At 67.0% G+C, this 15,170-nt stretch carries 11 protein-coding genes and 1 pseudogene; 1 reads left to right on the top strand and 11 read right to left on the bottom strand.

Going from position 1 to position 15,170, the window contains the following annotated elements; translation table 11 throughout:
- Positions 1-3: 3 nt before the first annotated feature.
- The 3 genes from ACZK33_RS03285 to ACZK33_RS03275 form a co-directional block, all read right to left on the bottom strand.
- Positions 4-960 carry a Nudix family hydrolase gene (locus ACZK33_RS03285; RefSeq protein ID WP_423175276.1) on the bottom strand — a complete coding sequence of 319 codons (957 nt, stop codon included), beginning with the start codon at positions 958-960 and terminating at the stop codon, positions 4-6.
- Positions 961-1,073: 113 nt separating this feature from the next.
- Positions 1,074-3,806, bottom strand: coding sequence for a preprotein translocase subunit SecA (gene secA / locus ACZK33_RS03280; protein WP_032129708.1), 2,733 nt, complete (start codon positions 3,804-3,806; stop codon positions 1,074-1,076).
- Positions 3,807-4,123: 317 nt separating this feature from the next.
- The gene (locus tag ACZK33_RS03275; RefSeq protein ID WP_107432410.1) at positions 4,124-5,080 is read right to left on the bottom strand and encodes a M23 family metallopeptidase; all 957 of its coding nucleotides are present in this window, start codon (positions 5,078-5,080) and stop codon (positions 4,124-4,126) included.
- Positions 5,081-5,092: 12 nt separating this feature from the next.
- Between ACZK33_RS03275 and ACZK33_RS03270 the strand changes: the two genes are divergently transcribed.
- Entirely contained in the window at positions 5,093-5,542 is a 450-nt protein-coding gene (locus ACZK33_RS03270; RefSeq protein WP_005408086.1) for a DciA family protein, read from the top strand.
- 282 nt (positions 5,543-5,824) lie between these two features.
- Here the strand turns inward: ACZK33_RS03270 and lpxC are convergent, their stop codons facing one another.
- The 8 genes and pseudogenes from lpxC to ftsW all read right to left on the bottom strand — a co-directional run bounded on the left by lpxC (position 5,825) and on the right by ftsW (position 15,169).
- Positions 5,825-6,736, bottom strand: a complete 912-nt coding sequence (gene lpxC / locus ACZK33_RS03265; RefSeq protein WP_005408085.1) for a UDP-3-O-acyl-N-acetylglucosamine deacetylase — start codon at positions 6,734-6,736, stop codon at positions 5,825-5,827.
- Positions 6,737-6,941: 205 nt separating this feature from the next.
- The gene (gene ftsZ / locus ACZK33_RS03260; protein WP_043397963.1) at positions 6,942-8,177 is read right to left on the bottom strand and encodes a cell division protein FtsZ; all 1,236 of its coding nucleotides are present in this window, start codon (positions 8,175-8,177) and stop codon (positions 6,942-6,944) included.
- Between the two features lie 170 nt (positions 8,178-8,347).
- Entirely contained in the window at positions 8,348-9,583 is a 1,236-nt protein-coding gene (gene ftsA, locus ACZK33_RS03255; RefSeq protein ID WP_005408083.1) for a cell division protein FtsA, read from the bottom strand.
- A gap of 68 nt (positions 9,584-9,651) precedes the next feature.
- Positions 9,652-10,329 (bottom strand): annotated as a pseudogene (locus ACZK33_RS03250) (cell division protein FtsQ/DivIB); the annotation flags it as partial.
- Entirely contained in the window at positions 10,326-11,288 is a 963-nt protein-coding gene (locus ACZK33_RS03245; RefSeq protein WP_423175277.1) for a D-alanine--D-alanine ligase, read from the bottom strand. The pseudogene ACZK33_RS03250 and the gene ACZK33_RS03245, both read right to left, overlap by 4 nt.
- Positions 11,285-12,721, bottom strand: a complete 1,437-nt coding sequence (murC, locus tag ACZK33_RS03240) for a UDP-N-acetylmuramate--L-alanine ligase (protein ID WP_012510048.1) — start codon at positions 12,719-12,721, stop codon at positions 11,285-11,287. Before murC ends, ACZK33_RS03245 begins: the two co-directional genes overlap by 4 nt.
- A 40-nt stretch (positions 12,722-12,761) precedes the next feature.
- Entirely contained in the window at positions 12,762-13,850 is a 1,089-nt protein-coding gene (murG, locus tag ACZK33_RS03235; RefSeq protein ID WP_049461621.1) for an undecaprenyldiphospho-muramoylpentapeptide beta-N-acetylglucosaminyltransferase, read from the bottom strand.
- Positions 13,847-15,169 (bottom strand): putative lipid II flippase FtsW, encoded by a 1,323-nt coding sequence (ftsW, locus tag ACZK33_RS03230; protein ID WP_049399807.1) that lies wholly within the window; start codon positions 15,167-15,169, stop codon positions 13,847-13,849. Before ftsW ends, murG begins: the two co-directional genes overlap by 4 nt.
- Between the last annotated feature and the right edge of the window lies 1 nt (position 15,170).

The following is a 15,170-nucleotide window of genomic DNA, read 5'->3' as shown; positions in this document are numbered from 1 at the left end:
GCCTTACTCCGGCCACAGCGCGCGGATGGCGGCGATGCCCTGCCCGCCATGGCGGCGCGCCTCGGAGACATGGCCACTGCCCATGCCACCCAGCGCGTAGATCGGCAGTGACACCTGCGCGCGCAGCTCGGCGAACGCGTTCCAGCCCAGCGGCACGGCGTCCGGATGGCTGGCCGTGGCCTGAACCGGGCCCAGCACGGCGAAGTCGCAGCCCAACCGCTGTGCGGCCTGCAGCTGCTGCAGGTCATGGCAGGACGCGGCCACCAGCTGGCCTTCGGGCAGTGGACGCTGCAACAGCTCAAGCAGCTGCTCGCTGCCCAGGTGCACCCCCACGCCCAATGCGCGTGCCAGCTCGATATCGCGGTTGAGCAACCACTGCACCCCGCTGCGACGATGCGCGCGCACGGCCTGTTCGACCATCGCCTGGCGCTGCGGATGCGCCGTCGGCAACCGCAGCTGGATGCGCTGCTGGCCCGCCGCCACCGCGCGCTGCAGCTGCTCATGCCAGTGCTGCACGCCGTCGGCGTCATCGGCCGGCGCCGGGGTGATCAGGTAGCTGTCGGGTTGGCGCAGCGCGGCCACCACCGGCAGATCGGCCGGTGGCATCGAATAGCGACCCAGTTTGTCCGGCGCCACCCAGGTAATGGCCTGGCCCTCGCGGCCACGTGGCGTCCCCTTCCAGCTGCGCACGTGGCGCACTTCCAGGGTCAGGTGCTTGTCCGGGTAGCGCTGCGGCACATCCATCAGCCATTCGCCGACATCGGCTTCGATGCCCAGTTCCTCGCGCAGCTCGCGAACCAACGCCTGTTCGGAGGTCTCGCCGGATTCGCGCTTGCCGCCGGGGAACTCCCACAGGCCGGCCATGTCGCGGTTCTCGGTACGACGGTTGAGCAGCACGCGGCCACGGGCGTCGGTGATGACGGCGGCCACGACGTGGATCGATCGGGTGGGGGGAGCCATGGGGGAAGCATGCCCAGAACAGGGCGGCCCGCGCAATCTCGGATCGGGCCGGATCAGCCCCACGAAACAGCCGCCATGAAAAAAGAGCCCCGCTTTCGCGGGGCTCTTCGGGGTCAGCTCAGCTGGCCGTGGCAGTGCTTGTACTTCTTGCCACTGCCGCACGGGCATGGATCGTTGCGGCCGATCTTCGGCTCATCGCGCTGCGCCTGTGCAATGCCCTGCTGGGCAGCCTGCACCTGCGCGGCTTCCTCGTCGGCGCTGTAGCCGCCCACGTCCTGGTGCTGGAACTGCGACTGGCTCAGGCGCGCTTCGGCCTGCTGGCGTTCGGCTGCTTCCAGCGCCTGCACTTCCTCGTCGCTGCGGATGCGCACGCGCGACAGCAGGGTCACCACTTCGCGCTTGACGTTCTCCAGCATGTCCGAGAACAGCTCGAAGGCTTCCTTCTTGTACTCCTGCTTCGGCTGCTTCTGCGCGTAACCACGCAGGTAGATGCCCTGGCGCAGGTAGTCCATGCGCGCCAGGTGCTCCTTCCAGCTCTGGTCCAGCACGGTCAGCATCACGTGCTTCTCCAGCGCGCGCATGGTTTCCTCACCGACACCGGCTTCCTTCTCGGCAAAGTGCTGGTTGACGCGCTCCTGCACCTTGGCGGCGATGGCTTCGGCGTCCAGCTCTTCGTGCGACTTGACCAGGTCGGTCAGCGACATCTGCAGGCCGAAGTCCGACTCCAGGGTCGCTTCCAGGCCACGCAGGTCCCACTGCTCGTCGATCGAGTTCGGCGGCACGAAGCGGGCCACCACGTCGAAGATCACGTCGTCGCGGATGCCGTCGACGTTGTCCTTCACCGACTCGGCGTCCAGCAGTTCATCGCGCTGTGCGTAGATCACCTTGCGCTGGTCGTTGTTGACGTCGTCGAAGTCCAGCAGGTTCTTGCGGATGTCGAAGTTGTGGGCCTCGACCTTGCGCTGCGCCTTCTCGATCTGGCGGCTGACCAGGCGGTCCTCGATGACGTCGTCTTCCTTCATGCCCATCATGCGCATGGCCTTCTGCACCCAGTCGGAGGCGAAGATGCGCATCAGGTTGTCTTCCAGCGACAGGTAGAAGCGGGACGAACCCGGGTCACCCTGGCGGCCCGAACGGCCGCGCAGCTGGTTGTCGATACGGCGCGATTCATGGCGCTCGGTACCGACGATGTGCAGGCCGCCGGCAGCCTTGACGGCCTCGTGGCGCTTCTGCCAATCGGCCTTGACCGCGGCCTTCTGTTCGTCGGTCGCGCCTTCGCCCAGCTCGTGGATTTCCGCTTCCAGCGAACCGCCCAGCACGATGTCGGTACCACGACCGGCCATGTTGGTGGCGATGGTGACCGCGGCCGGACGACCGGCATTGGCGACGATGGTCGCTTCGCGGTCATGCTGCTTGGCGTTGAGCACTTCGTGCTTCACGCCGGCCTTGCGCAGGTGCTCGGACAGCATTTCCGAGGTTTCGATCGAGGTGGTACCCACCAGCACCGGCTGGCCGCGCTTGGCGCACTCTTCGATGTCGGCCAGCACCGCATTGAACTTGCCCTTGCGGTTCAGGAACACCTGGTCCGGGCTGTCCTTGCGGATGGTCGGGCGGTTGGTCGGGATCACCACCACTTCCAGGCCGTAGATGCTCTGGAACTCGAAGGCTTCGGTATCGGCCGTACCGGTCATGCCGGACAGCTTCTTGTACATGCGGAACAGGTTCTGGAAGGTGATGCTCGCCAGCGTCTGGTTCTCGCGCTGGACCGGCACGCCTTCCTTCGCTTCCACCGCCTGGTGCAGGCCATCGGACCAGCGGCGACCGGACAGGGTGCGGCCAGTGAACTCATCGACGATGACCACTTCGCCATCGCGCACGATGTAATCCACGTCACGCTGGTAGATCGCGTGCGCGCGCAGCGCGGCGTTGAGGTGGTGGACCACGGTCAGGTTCTGCGGCGCGTACAGGCCTTCGGTCTCGCCGTCGAGGATGCCGGCCTCGACCAGCAGCTGCTCGGCGTGCTCCATGCCCGCTTCGGACAGGTGCACCTGCTTGCCCTTCTCATCGACCCAGAAGTCGCCTTCGCCGTCTTCCGCTTCCTGCTTGACCAGGTTCGGCACGACGCGGTTGACGCGGATGTACAGCTCCGGGGAATCGTCGGCCGGGCCGGAGATGATCAGCGGGGTACGCGCTTCGTCGATCAGGATGGAGTCGACTTCGTCGACGATGGCGTAGTGCAGGCCGCGCTGGTAGCGGTCGGCCTTGGACAGCGCCATGTTGTCGCGCAGGTAGTCGAAGCCGAATTCGTTGTTGGTGCCGTAGGTGATGTCCGAGGCATAGGCTTCGCGCTTGTCGCTGTGCGGCATACCCGGGTACACCACGCCCACGCTCAGGCCCAGCCAGTTGTACAGCTTGCCCATCTGCGCGGCGTCGCGGCGCGCCAGGTAGTCGTTCACGGTGACCACGTGCACGCCCTTGCCTTCCAGCGCGTTGAGGTACACCGGCAGGGTCGCCACCAGGGTCTTGCCTTCACCGGTGCGCATTTCTGCGATCTTGCCCAGGTGAAGCACCATGCCGCCGATCAGCTGCACGTCGTAGTGGCGCATGCCCAGCACGCGGCGACCGGCTTCGCGGCAGACCGCGAACGCTTCCGGCAGCACCTTGTCCAGGGCTTCACCGTCGGCGATGCGCTGCTTGAACTCCGGCGTCTTGGCCTGAAGCTGCTCGTCGGAAAGCTTCTCGATCTCCGGCTCCAGCGCATTGATCTTGGCGACGATGCGGTTGAGCTGGCGCAGCTGTCGTTCGTTACGACTGCCAAATACGCGGGTAAGCAGGCTGTTGATCATTGAAGGAACCGGGTTGGATGGACACGACGCCCGGCCTCCCCCTTGGGATCCGTCCGCCGCAAACGAAACAGGGCGCCTGGCGCCCTGTCGATGGCAACACCCATTGTAGCTTGGGACGGCCGGCTGAGGTTTCAACCCCGAGGGGTAGTGCCGGCCGCTGGCCGGGTACGCGTCAGCGCATGCGCGCTGGCGCTCCCACGCTTCGCTGCGCGAACCGTGGGCCCCACTTACCTCGCCTCCACACCCCCGCGCCTACGGCGCTGCCCCCGTACTCCGGGGGCGGTAGTGCCGACGGCAGCCGGCACCCCAATGGGGCTTCAGCCGCGGCTGACGCGGCCGACCGGCGTGTTGCCGCCGTCGCCGAGGAACTTGCGCGGGTTGACCACGTTGCCGTTCTCCCACACCTCGAAGTGCACATGGGCGCCGGTCGAACGACCGGTGGAACCGGCCTTGGCCACTTCCTGCCCGGCACGGACCAGGTCGCCGACCTTCACCACCAGGCGCGAATTGTGCGCGTAGCGGGTGACGTAGCCGTTACCGTGGTCGACGTCGACCACGTTGCCGTAGCCGCCCTTCACGCCGGAGAAGCTGACCACGCCTTCGGCCACGGCCATCACCGGGTCACCGACCCTGGCGTGGAAGTCCATGCCCTTGTGGGTGGCGGCACCGCGGCCGAACGGGTCGGCGCGGGTGCCGAAACCGGAGGTCACGTAGCTGTTGCGGATCGGCATGCGCGACGGCACGGCGTTCTGCTGCAGCTGGTGGTCGAACATCAGCGATTCCATCACCGACAACTGGCGGCCTGAAGCAGCGAAGCGCTGCTCCAGCACCTGTAAGTCGGCGTTGACGTCCTTGACCGGGATGTCGCTGGTCGGGCCGCCGGCGTCGCCGTCACCGAGACCGGGGGTCTCGTTGAAGTCGAACTCGCCGTCTTCCAGCTTGCCCATCTGGGTCAGCCGTTCGCCGAGGGCGTTGAGGCGGGTGGCCTGGGCCTGCAGCTCGCCGAGGCGGGCCGCCAGCGCGTTGACCTGGGTCTGCGCATCGCGCTTGACCTTGGCCAGCTCTGCATCCTGGCGCTCGACCTTGGCCTGCAGGCGGGAATCATTCAGCGCGCTGGCGCCAATGCCGCCGGCAAGGCCGATAATGCAGCCTACCCCGAGCACGCTGCCCAGCAGGGCGCGGGGGCGGTCCTCGAAATAGAACCGCAAACGCGCGATCGGCGACGCTTTGGCCTGTCCTTCACGCGTTTTGATTACGATCTTTTTGAATGCCATCAGTGAGTTTTCATGTCTGAGCCGAAATCCAGCGTTCGCCCCGCGTCAGTGCCGAAGCCGGCGCTGGATGCGGTGATGGCGGACAAAAGCGGGAACCCGCTGCGGCGTGCCTTGTGGCTCGACGCGCTGGACCGTCAGTTGCGCCCCCAGTTGCCGCCACCTCTGCGCAGCCGTTGCCGGCTGGCCAATGTGGACGGGGAACACCTCGTTTTTCTCGTCGAGTCCCCGGTCTGGCATGCCAAGTTGCGGCTTGCCGAAGCCCAGTTGCTCGACGCGGCCCGTTCCATCGGGCTGAAGGCCACCAGGGTGACCATCAAGACTGCGTCTCCCACTCCCACGCGCTCCCCAGCGCTCGACAACCGGAATGGACCCCACGCAGTTTCAGCCGCCACGCACAAAGGGCTACGCGACGCCTTGGCTTGCCTGCAGGACGTTCCGTCGAAGCCGAAGAAGCGGTCCTGACGACAACGGAGCATCCGGCTCCGCTCCCCGTCGCGCGTGTCACCACGGCGTGAAACATTTCGGGGACCGGGTCGCATCCTAGCTGCCATCCGGGGGCCTGTCGTTAGATTGTTGTTAAAACTACGTTAAATTCAGGCTTCCGATCCAACAGGTTCACAAAACCGTGACCTTGAACCGGCCTTGACGCGCGTCAAGCATGCTGAATGCGCCGGACACGCCTGAAACGACAACGCCGCCCTGGAAGGCGGCGCTTTTGTCTTTCAATCCAACGATCTACAGGAATCAGGCGTAGGCCGGAGTGGCATATTCCACCGGGTCCGGGGTGGCCGGCGAGTCGAAGCTGACCCATTCCCAGGCGGTGGCGTCGGCCATCAGCGCCCGCACCAGCTTGTTGTTGAGGGCGTGACCGGACTTGAAGCCTTCGTAGGCACCCAGCACCTGGCCACCGGCCAGATAGAGGTCGCCGATCGCGTCGAGGATCTTGTGGCGCACGAACTCGTCGGCGTAGCGCAGGCCGTCTTCGTTGAGCACGCGGAACTCGTCCAGCACGATGGCGTTGTCCATCGAACCGCCCAGGCCCAGGTTGCGCTCGCGCATGTATTCCAGGTCGCGCATGAAACCGAAGGTGCGCGCGCGGGAGATTTCCTTGGTGTAGGCCAGCGTCGAGAACTCGATTTCCTGGCGCGACTGCTTGGCCGGGATCATCGGGTGATCGAACTGGATGGTGAAGCCCAACTTGTAGCCCTCGTACGGGCTGAAGCGGGCCACCTTGTCGCCCTCGGTCACTTCCACGGTCTTCAGCACGCGGATGAAGCGCTTGGGCGCGTCCTGTTCCACGATGCCTGCCGACTGCAGCAGGAACACGAACGGGCCGGCCGAACCGTCCATGATCGGCAGCTCGGCCGAGGACAGTTCGACGATGATGTTGTCCACACCCAGGCCGGCCAGCGCCGACATCAGGTGTTCGACGGTCTGGATCTTGGCGTCGTTGCAGGTCAGGCCGGTGCACAGGGTCACTTCGGTGACCAGTTCGGCCTTGGCCGGCACTTCCACCACCGGGTCCAGATCCACGCGACGGAACACGATCCCATGGTTGACCGGTGCCGGGCGCAGGGTCATGTAGACCTTGTCACCGCTGTGCAGGCCAACGCCGGTGGCGCGGATCGTGTTCTTGAGGGTGCGTTGCTGGATCATGGGGGATGGGCCGGAAGTGACACATTAGATTAACACGCGCCCTCCCCTACCCTGGCTGAAACGCCAGTGAAGGCTGCCGGCAGGACGCACCGGCACGCCGCGGGGACGCGCGTGAAGCAGGGCAGCCGGACCCATCCTGGCCCGGCGCCCGCGTTTTCAGGACATGGTGGCGCAACCCGGGGAGGACAAGCCCCGGGCGCCCCGCTTAGTCCGCCTGGCGGCGCAGGAACGCCGGGATGTCCAGGTAATCGTTCGGCAGTTCCGCCGCCGCCGGGGCCGAAGCGGCCGGGGCCGAGGGAGCGGAGGCTGCCGCGGTATCGCTGCTGGCGCGACGCAGGCCCAGACCCATGCCGCCCACGGCCTTGGACACGGCGTCGCCGCCGTTGTCGAAGTCACCGAATTCCGGCTGGCCGGTGGTGGCATTGCGGACCAGCTTGATCGGCGCACGCTCGCCCGGACGCTGGGTCTTGCTGGCCGACACGCGGTTCAGGCCGGTAGCGACCACGGTCACGCGCACTTCGTCCTGCATGTCCGGATCCAGCACGGTACCGACCACCACGGTGGCGTCCTCGGAAGCGAAGCCATCGATGGTGCGGCCGATTTCGTCGAACTCGGCCATGGTGAAGTCGGCGCCGGCGGTGATGTTGACCAGGATGCCGTTGGCACCGGCCAGGTTCACATCGTCCAGCAGCGGGTTCTGGATCGCGGCTTCGGCGGCGGCCTGGGCGCGGTCATCGCCACGGGCGGTGCCGGTACCCATCATCGCCAGGCCCATTTCGGACATGACGGTGCGCACGTCGGCGAAGTCGACGTTGATCAGGCCCGGACGCACGATCAGGTCGGCGATGCCCTGCACGGCGCCCTGCAGCACGTCGTTGGCGGCACGGAAGGCCTGGATCATGGTCGCGTTGCGACCCAGCACGGTGATCAGCTTCTCGTTCGGGATGGTGATCAGCGAGTCGCAGTGCTGGCTCAGTTCCTCGATGCCCTTCAGCGCCACCTGCATGCGGCGACGGCCTTCGAACGGGAACGGCTTGGTGACCACGGCCACGGTCAGGATGCCCATTTCCTTGGCCAGCTGTGCCACCACCGGCGCAGCGCCGGTGCCGGTACCACCGCCCATGCCGGCGGTGATGAACACCATGTCCGCACCCTGCAGGGCGTCCATGATGCGCTCACGGTCTTCCAGCGCGGCCTGGCGGCCGACTTCCGGGTTCGCGCCTGCGCCCAGGCCCTTGGTCACGTTGGTACCCAGCTGCAGCTGCAGCTTGGCACCGCAATTCTTGATGGCCTGCGAGTCGGTGTTGGCGGTGATGAATTCCACGCCGTCCACCGCCGAGTTGACCATGTGCGCCACGGCATTGCCGCCGCCGCCGCCCACGCCAACCACCTTGATCACCGCATTGGGTGCCATCTTTTCGATCAGTTCAAAATGCGCCATGTCCGTGTCCTCGTTGTATCCGCTTTGGCTGGCATGGGCATTCGGGCGTCCTGCCGTCCTGCTGCATGCCGACGTTGCGGCTGTGTGGGTTGTGTGTTGCCGGTGTTGCGTTGTGCTACGGGTACTGCGGGTGCTGCGCCCGGGCGATGCCCGGTGTTACGGGTTCCGCGTCAGAACTCGCCGCGGAACCAGGTCTTGAGTTTCTTGAACATGCTTCCAGCGCGCCCGGTCGGCAGCGACGGCCGGCGCGGGTGCTCGATCTGGCTGCCCATCAGCAGCAGGCCCACGCCGGTGGCATGCACCGGGTTGCCCACCACTTCGCCCAGGCCGGTGACGTGCTGCGGGATGCCCACGCGAACCGGCATCTGCAGCATTTCCTCGGCCAGTTCGACCACGCCTTCCATCTTCGAAGCGCCACCGGTCAGCACCATGCCGGCGCGTACCAGTTCCTCGAAGCCGGAGCGGCGCAGTTCGGCCTGCACCATCTCGAAGATTTCCTCGTAGCGGCCCTGCACGGCCTGCGCCAGCGAATGGCGCGGCATGCGGCGCGGCGGGCGGTCGCCCACCGACGGCACCTGGATGCTTTCCTCGGCGGTGGCCAGCTGGGCCAGGGCGCAGGCATAGCGCACCTTGATCTGCTCGGCTTCCGGGGTCGGCGTGCGCAGCATGTGCGCGATGTCATTGGTGACGTGGTCGCCGGCGATCGGCAGCGAAGCCGTGTGGCAGATCGCGCCCTGCACGAATACCGCGATATCGGTGGTGCCGGCGCCCATGTCGACCAGCACCACGCCCAGCTCGCGCTCGTCGGCGGTCAGCACCGCCACGCTGGAGGCCAGCGAGGACAGCACCAGGTCGTCCACCTGCAGGCCGCAGCGCTGGACGCACTTGCTGATGTTGGCCGCAGCCGACTGCGCGCACACCACCAGGTGGGCATGCACTTCCAGGCGCACGCCGGTCATGCCGACCGGGTTGCGGATGCCTTCCTGCGAATCGTCCAGGACGTACTCGCGCGGGATCGCGTGCAGGATCTTCTGGTCGGCCGGAATCGCCACGGCCTTGGCCGCATCGAGCACGCGATCCAGGTCGCCCCAGGTCACTTCGCCGTCGCGGATCGGCACGATGCCGGGCGAATTCTTGCACTGCACGTGGTTGCCGGAGATCGAGGCATACACCGAGCGGATCTCGCAGCCGGCCATCAGCTCGGCTTCTTCCACCGCGCGCTGGATCGACTGCACGGTCGATTCGATGTCCACCACCACGCCACGCTTGAGCCCGCGCGACTCGTGCGAGCCTATGCCGATCACTTCGATCGGATTGCCCGGCGAGTACTCGCCCACCAGCGCCACCACCTTGGAGGTGCCGATGTCCAGGCCAACGATCAGCGATTTGTCACCCTTGCGATTCATGTCCTTTCCTGCGTCCTGCTGGCTGGGGTCGCCGGCGTTTTCGCCGGCGTGGCCGGGGTACCCCAGCTCAGCGTGAAACCATTGGTGTAACGGAGATCGGCGCGCTCGATCGGCGCGTCCTGACGGTTGAGCTGCGGCAGCACCTTGACGAAGCGCTGCATGCGCGAGCGCGCGTCGTCGCGGCCGACCACCACTTCGGTACCGTTGCTCAGCACCAGCGACCAGCTGCCGCGCGCATCCATCGTCACCCGGCGCACGTCGACGCCGGCCGGTGCGAACAATGCACGCGAGTCGCTGTACAGCTTCATCACTTCTTCGGTCTGGCTGTCGGGGCCATCCAGTTCGGGCAGCGCCAGATCGGCCAGCTTCTTCGGCATGGGGAACAGCTTGCCCTGCTCGGAAACCAGGCGGTCGTTGCCCCAGCGCGCGAACGGCTTGTGCTCGACCAGGGTCACTTCCAGCACGTCCGGCCACTGCTTGCGCACCTGCGCGCTTTCCACCCAGGGCAGCTGTTCCAGTGCATCCTGCGCGTCCTGCAGCTTGACCGCGAAGAAGCCCGCATGCGCGTACGGCAGCAGCACCTGCTGCAGCTGCTCGGCCGGCACCCGCTTGAACTCACCATGCACGCGCAGCTTCGCCAGCGGCCAGCGCTCGGCGCCGACCCAGCCATTGACTACGGCCACCACCGGCAGTGCAACCACCGACAGCGCCAACAGCCAGACGAAGATGCGCAGCACCGCGTTCATGCGTGCGAGGCCTCCAGGGTCTGTTCCAGCACACGCCACACCAGCTCCTCGAAACCGATGCCGGCCTGGCCTGCGGCCTTGGGCACCAGCGAATGGCTGGTCATGCCCGGCGCGGTGTTCACTTCCAGCAGGAAGAAGCAGCCGCTGCTGCGATCGCGCATCACGTCCACGCGGCCCCAGCCACGGCAGCCAGCGGCACGGAACGCGGCCAGCGCGATGCGGCGGATTTCCTCTTCGTCGTCACCGTCCAGGCCTGGGCACAGGTACTGGGTGTCCTCGGCGATGTACTTGGCGTTGTAGTCGTACCACTGGCCCTTGGGCACGATGCGGATCGACGGCAGTGCGACATCGCCGAGGATGGCCACGGTCAGTTCGTCGCCCACCACCATCTGTTCCATCAGCAGCTGGCCGTCGTAGCGCGCGGCCAGCGCCACGGCTTCATCGAGGCCGGCGTCGTCGGTGACCCGGCTGATACCCACGCTGGAGCCTTCATTGGCCGGCTTCACCACTACCGGCAGGCCCAGTTCGGCTGCCAGTGCATGCACCGTGGTCGCGTCCACCTTCCGGTACTGCGGGGTGGGCAGGCCCAGCGACAGCCACACCTGCTTGGTGCGGATCTTGTCCATGCTCAGCGCCGAGCCCAGCACGTTCGAGCCGGTGTACGGCACGCCGAAGGCGTCCATCAGGCCCTGCACGATGCCGTCCTCACCGCCACCGTTGTGGCCATGCAGGATGTTGAACACGCGATCGATGCCACCGGCGGCGAGCGCCTTGGCCAGCGCCGGAATGCCATCCACCGCGAACGCATCGACGCCGCGCGACTGCAGCGCTTCCAGTACGTTGCGGCCGGAGTCCAGCGACACCTCGCGTTCGCTGGAGCTGCCGCCGAGCAGCACGGCGACGCGGCCGAACACGGCCGGGTCGGTCACGCGCAGCGGCGGGAAGGTCAGCGCGCTCACGCCTCGCCCTCCCCCTTGAAGCCTTCCACCGCGATATGGGTGGCCACGGCACCGATGTCGCCGGCACCCATCATCAGCAGCAGGTCACCGTCCTGCAGCACGTCCGGCAGCACGCTGGCCAGCTCGGCGGCCTTGCCCACCACCACCGGCTCGCTGCGGCCACGCGCTCGGATGGCGCGGGCCAACGCATGCGAATCGGCACCGGCAATCGGTTCCTCGCCGGCCGGGTAGACCTCGCTCAGCACCAGTGCATCGACGCTGGACAGCACTGCGGCGAACTTGTCGAACTGGTCGCGGGTACGGCTGTAGCGGTGCGGCTGGAAGGCCACCACCAGGCGCTTGTCGGCCCAGCCACCACGGGCGGCGGCGAACACCGCTTCCAACTCGCTCGGGTGATGACCGTAGTCGTCGATGATGCGGACCTTGGCGCCGCTGGCGGTGGTCACTTCGCCCAGATCGTTGAAGCGACGGCCGACACCGGCGAAGCCTTCCAGTGCGCGCGCGATCGCGTCCGGTGCCACGCCCAGCTGCCAGCCCACCGCAGCGGCGGCCAGCGCGTTGAGTACGTTGTGCTTGCCCGGCAGCGCCAGCACCACTTCCTGGCTGGTGCCCTGCGGCAGGCGCAGGGTGAAGCGCATGCGCGAGCCTTCCTGCACCACGTTCTCGGCGCGCACGTCGGCCTGCGGGCTCATGCCGTAGCTCATCACGTGGCGCGGGGTCTTGGCAGCCAGAGCCGCGACTTCTGGATCGTCGATGCACAGCACCGCCAGGCCGTAGAACGGCAGGCGCTGCAGGAACTCGGCGAACGCCGCCTGCACGCGGGCGAAGTCGTTGCCGTAGTTCTCCAGGTGGTCGGCATCAATGTTGGTGATGATCGACATCAGCGGATTCAGGCGCAGGAAGCTGCCATCGCTTTCGTCAGCCTCGGCCACCAGCCACTGGCCACCGCCCAGTTTGGCGTTGGCGCCGGCAGCCAGCAGCTGGCCACCGATCACGAACGTCGGGTCGAGCCCGCCTTCGCTCAGCACTGCAGCGGTGAGGCTAGTGGTGGTGGTCTTGCCGTGGGTACCGGCCACCGCGATGCCGCGACGGAAGCGCATCAGCTCGGCCAGCATCGCCGCACGCGGCATGATCGGAATGCGCTGGCTGCGCGCTTCCATCAGTTCCGGGTTGTCTTCGCGGATGGCACTGGAGACCACCACGCAGTCGGTGCCCAGCACGTTGGCTGCGGAGTGGCCGCGCATGATGCGCGCACCCAGGCTGGCCAGGCGACGGGTCGCCACGTTGTCGGCGTTGTCCGAGCCGGACACCTCATAGCCCAGCGTCAGCATCACTTCGGCGATACCGCTCATACCGGTGCCGCCGATGCCGACGAAATGCACGCGCGGGAACGCGCGCACCAGGTCGTTGGTGTCGTGCAGGCGACGGATCATGCGCGGCCTCGCGCAGGGCAGGCGCGGTGGCATGCCTTCTTCATACAGCTTCCTCAAGAATGATATCGGCGATGCGCTCGGCGGCATCGACCTTGGCCAGGGCACGCGCGGCTTGCGCCATCTGCATGCGGCGGGCGGGATTTTCGGACAGATCGCGCAGCAGTGCGGCAATGCCGTCGGCCAGCGTTCCGTCCTGCTTCAGCAAGACCGCCGCGCCGCGCTCGACCAGGTACTCCGCATTGCGGGTCTGGTGATCGTCGACGGCAGCGGGGAAAGGCACCAGCACGCTGCCGACACCCACCGCACACAGCTCGGCCAGCGTCGAAGCGCCCGCACGGCACACCACCAGATCGGCCCAGGCAAAGGCCTCGGCCATGTCGGCGATGAACGGCGTGATTTCAGCCTGCACGCCGGCCTTGGCATACGCCTCGACCGCTTCGGCATGCAGCTTCTCGCCGCTCTGGTGGCGAACCTGCACCGGCACACTCGTGCCCAGCGCAGCAATCGCCTGCGGCACGCCGGTGTTGAGCGCACGCGCGCCCTGGCTGCCACCGACCACCAGCACGCGCAGCGGACCCTGGCGGTCAGCGAAACGCTGTTCCGGCGGTGCGATGGCGGCGATTTCCGCACGTACCGGGTTGCCGACGAACTCCTCGCCCTTGGCGAAGGTGCCCGGGAAGCCGGTCAGCAGCCGGCGCGCATAGCGCGACAGGATGCGGTTGGTCATGCCGGGAGCGCGATTCTGTTCGTGCACCAGCAGCGGCAGGCCGTGCAGGCGTGTGGCCATGCCCCCCGGGCCGGACGCGAAACCACCGAAGGCGACCACCGCACGCGGCTGGCGCTTGCGGATGATCATGCCGGCCGCGCGCAGCGCGCGCATCAGCCGCCACGGCGCGCCCAGCAGGGCCAGCTTGCCTTTGCCGCGCAGGCCGGTGATGGCCAGGGTGTCGATCGGAATGTCGTGCTGCGGCACCAGGCGGGTTTCCATCGCACCATCGGCGCCCATCCAGGTGACCGGTACGCCGCGGGCGCGCAGCACGCGGGCCACGGCCAGGCCGGGGAAGATGTGACCGCCGGTGCCACCGGCCAGGATCATCACCGGGCGCACGTTATCGGTGGCTGCGCTCATGACAGCCTCCCGAAGGTCGGTTCGATGCGCGACTGCAGGCGGCTGGTACCACGTGCGGCGTTCGCTGCAGCGGCAGCCGTCGGCTCGGCGCTCATCGGCACGCTGGCCGCAGCCGGTGCGGCCGGCGCGTCCACGGGTGCATCGGCCACGGCCTCGTCGCCACCGCCGATGCGCACGGCCTGGCGACGCTCGGCGCGCTTGAGTTCATAGGACACGCGCAGCAGCAGGCCCATCGCCACACAGGTCATCAGCACCGACGAACCGCCGGAGGAGATCAGCGGCAGGGTCAGGCCCTTGGTCGGCAGGATGCCCAGGTTCACGCCGATCGAAACGAAGGTCTGCATGCTGATCCACAGGCCGATGCCGAAGGCGATGTAGCCGGAGAAGTGGCGCTTCATTTCCACGCAGCGCATGCCCAGCCAGAAGGTGCGGCCAACCAGCAGCGCGTACAGCGCCACGATCACGCAGGTGCCGAGGAAACCGAATTCCTCGGCAGTAACCGAGAAGATGAAGTCGGTATGTGCTTCCGGCAGGTAGTACAGCTTCTGCACCGAGTTGCCCAGGCCAACGCCGGTCCACTCGCCGCGGCCCACGGCCATCAGCGCGTTGGACAGCTGGTAGCCGTCGCCCTGCTGGTCGGCCCACGGGTCCAGGAAGGAGGTGATGCGGCGCATGCGGTACGGCTCGATGATCGCCAGCGCGCTCATGCCGACCAGGCCGATGATCACCGGCATCGACATGCGCGGCATGTTCACACCGCCCAGCACCAGCATGCCGGCGGTGATCGCCAGCAGCAGGGTCGAGGAACCGAAGTCCGGCTGCAGCAGCAGCAACAGCACCAGCGCACCGGCCACGCCCAGTGGCTTGAGCATCGCCGGCCAGGTCGCGTTGACCTCGTCGCGGAAGCGCACCAGGTAGCTGGACAGCCAGACGATATAGAGCACCTTCACCGCTTCCACCGTCTGGAACTTGGAGATGCCCAGATTGATCCAGCGGCGTGCGCCGTTGACCGTGCTGCCCAGGCCCGGTGCGAACACCGCCAGCAGCAGCACGAAGCAGCCCAGCAGCAGCATCTGGTTGTACTGCTCGATGGACTTCAGTTCAGTGCGGGCGGCTACGACCGCCAGCACGATACCCACCGCCAGGAAGATCAGGTGGCGGTTGAGGTAGTAGAACGGGCTGCTCATCAGAGCGATCGAGCTGGACGCCACCATCACCACGCCGATGCCCGTGAGCGCGATGATCGCGCCCAGCAGCCACTTGTCGTAGCTGCCTTCGATGGCCTCAAGGCGTGTTGCCTGGCGGGACAGGTCGTTCATC

The sequence above is a fragment of the Stenotrophomonas sp. 86156_Sma genome (assembly GCF_056481625.1).
The sequence above is the reverse complement of the archived record's forward strand: the minus strand, read 5'-3'. Positions and strand labels throughout refer to the sequence as shown.

Coding starts and splice junctions, on each gene's coding strand:
- murC (WP_012510048.1), bottom strand. CDS start 12,721: ATGATCCGTCGCCTGCACGACACCAACGACCTGGTGCGCGCGTTCCCG.
- ftsA (WP_005408083.1), bottom strand. CDS start 9,583: ATGAATCGCAAGGGTGACAAATCGCTGATCGTTGGCCTGGACATCGGC.
- ftsW (WP_049399807.1), bottom strand. CDS start 15,169: ATGAACGACCTGTCCCGCCAGGCAACACGCCTTGAGGCCATCGAAGGC.
- ACZK33_RS03270 (WP_005408086.1), top strand. CDS start 5,093: ATGTCTGAGCCGAAATCCAGCGTTCGCCCCGCGTCAGTGCCGAAGCCG.
- lpxC (WP_005408085.1), bottom strand. CDS start 6,736: ATGATCCAGCAACGCACCCTCAAGAACACGATCCGCGCCACCGGCGTT.
- murG (WP_049461621.1), bottom strand. CDS start 13,850: ATGAGCGCAGCCACCGATAACGTGCGCCCGGTGATGATCCTGGCCGGT.
- ACZK33_RS03275 (WP_107432410.1), bottom strand. CDS start 5,080: ATGGCATTCAAAAAGATCGTAATCAAAACGCGTGAAGGACAGGCCAAA.
- ACZK33_RS03285 (WP_423175276.1), bottom strand. CDS start 960: ATGGCTCCCCCCACCCGATCGATCCACGTCGTGGCCGCCGTCATCACC.
- secA (WP_032129708.1), bottom strand. CDS start 3,806: ATGATCAACAGCCTGCTTACCCGCGTATTTGGCAGTCGTAACGAACGA.
- ftsZ (WP_043397963.1), bottom strand. CDS start 8,177: ATGGCGCATTTTGAACTGATCGAAAAGATGGCACCCAATGCGGTGATC.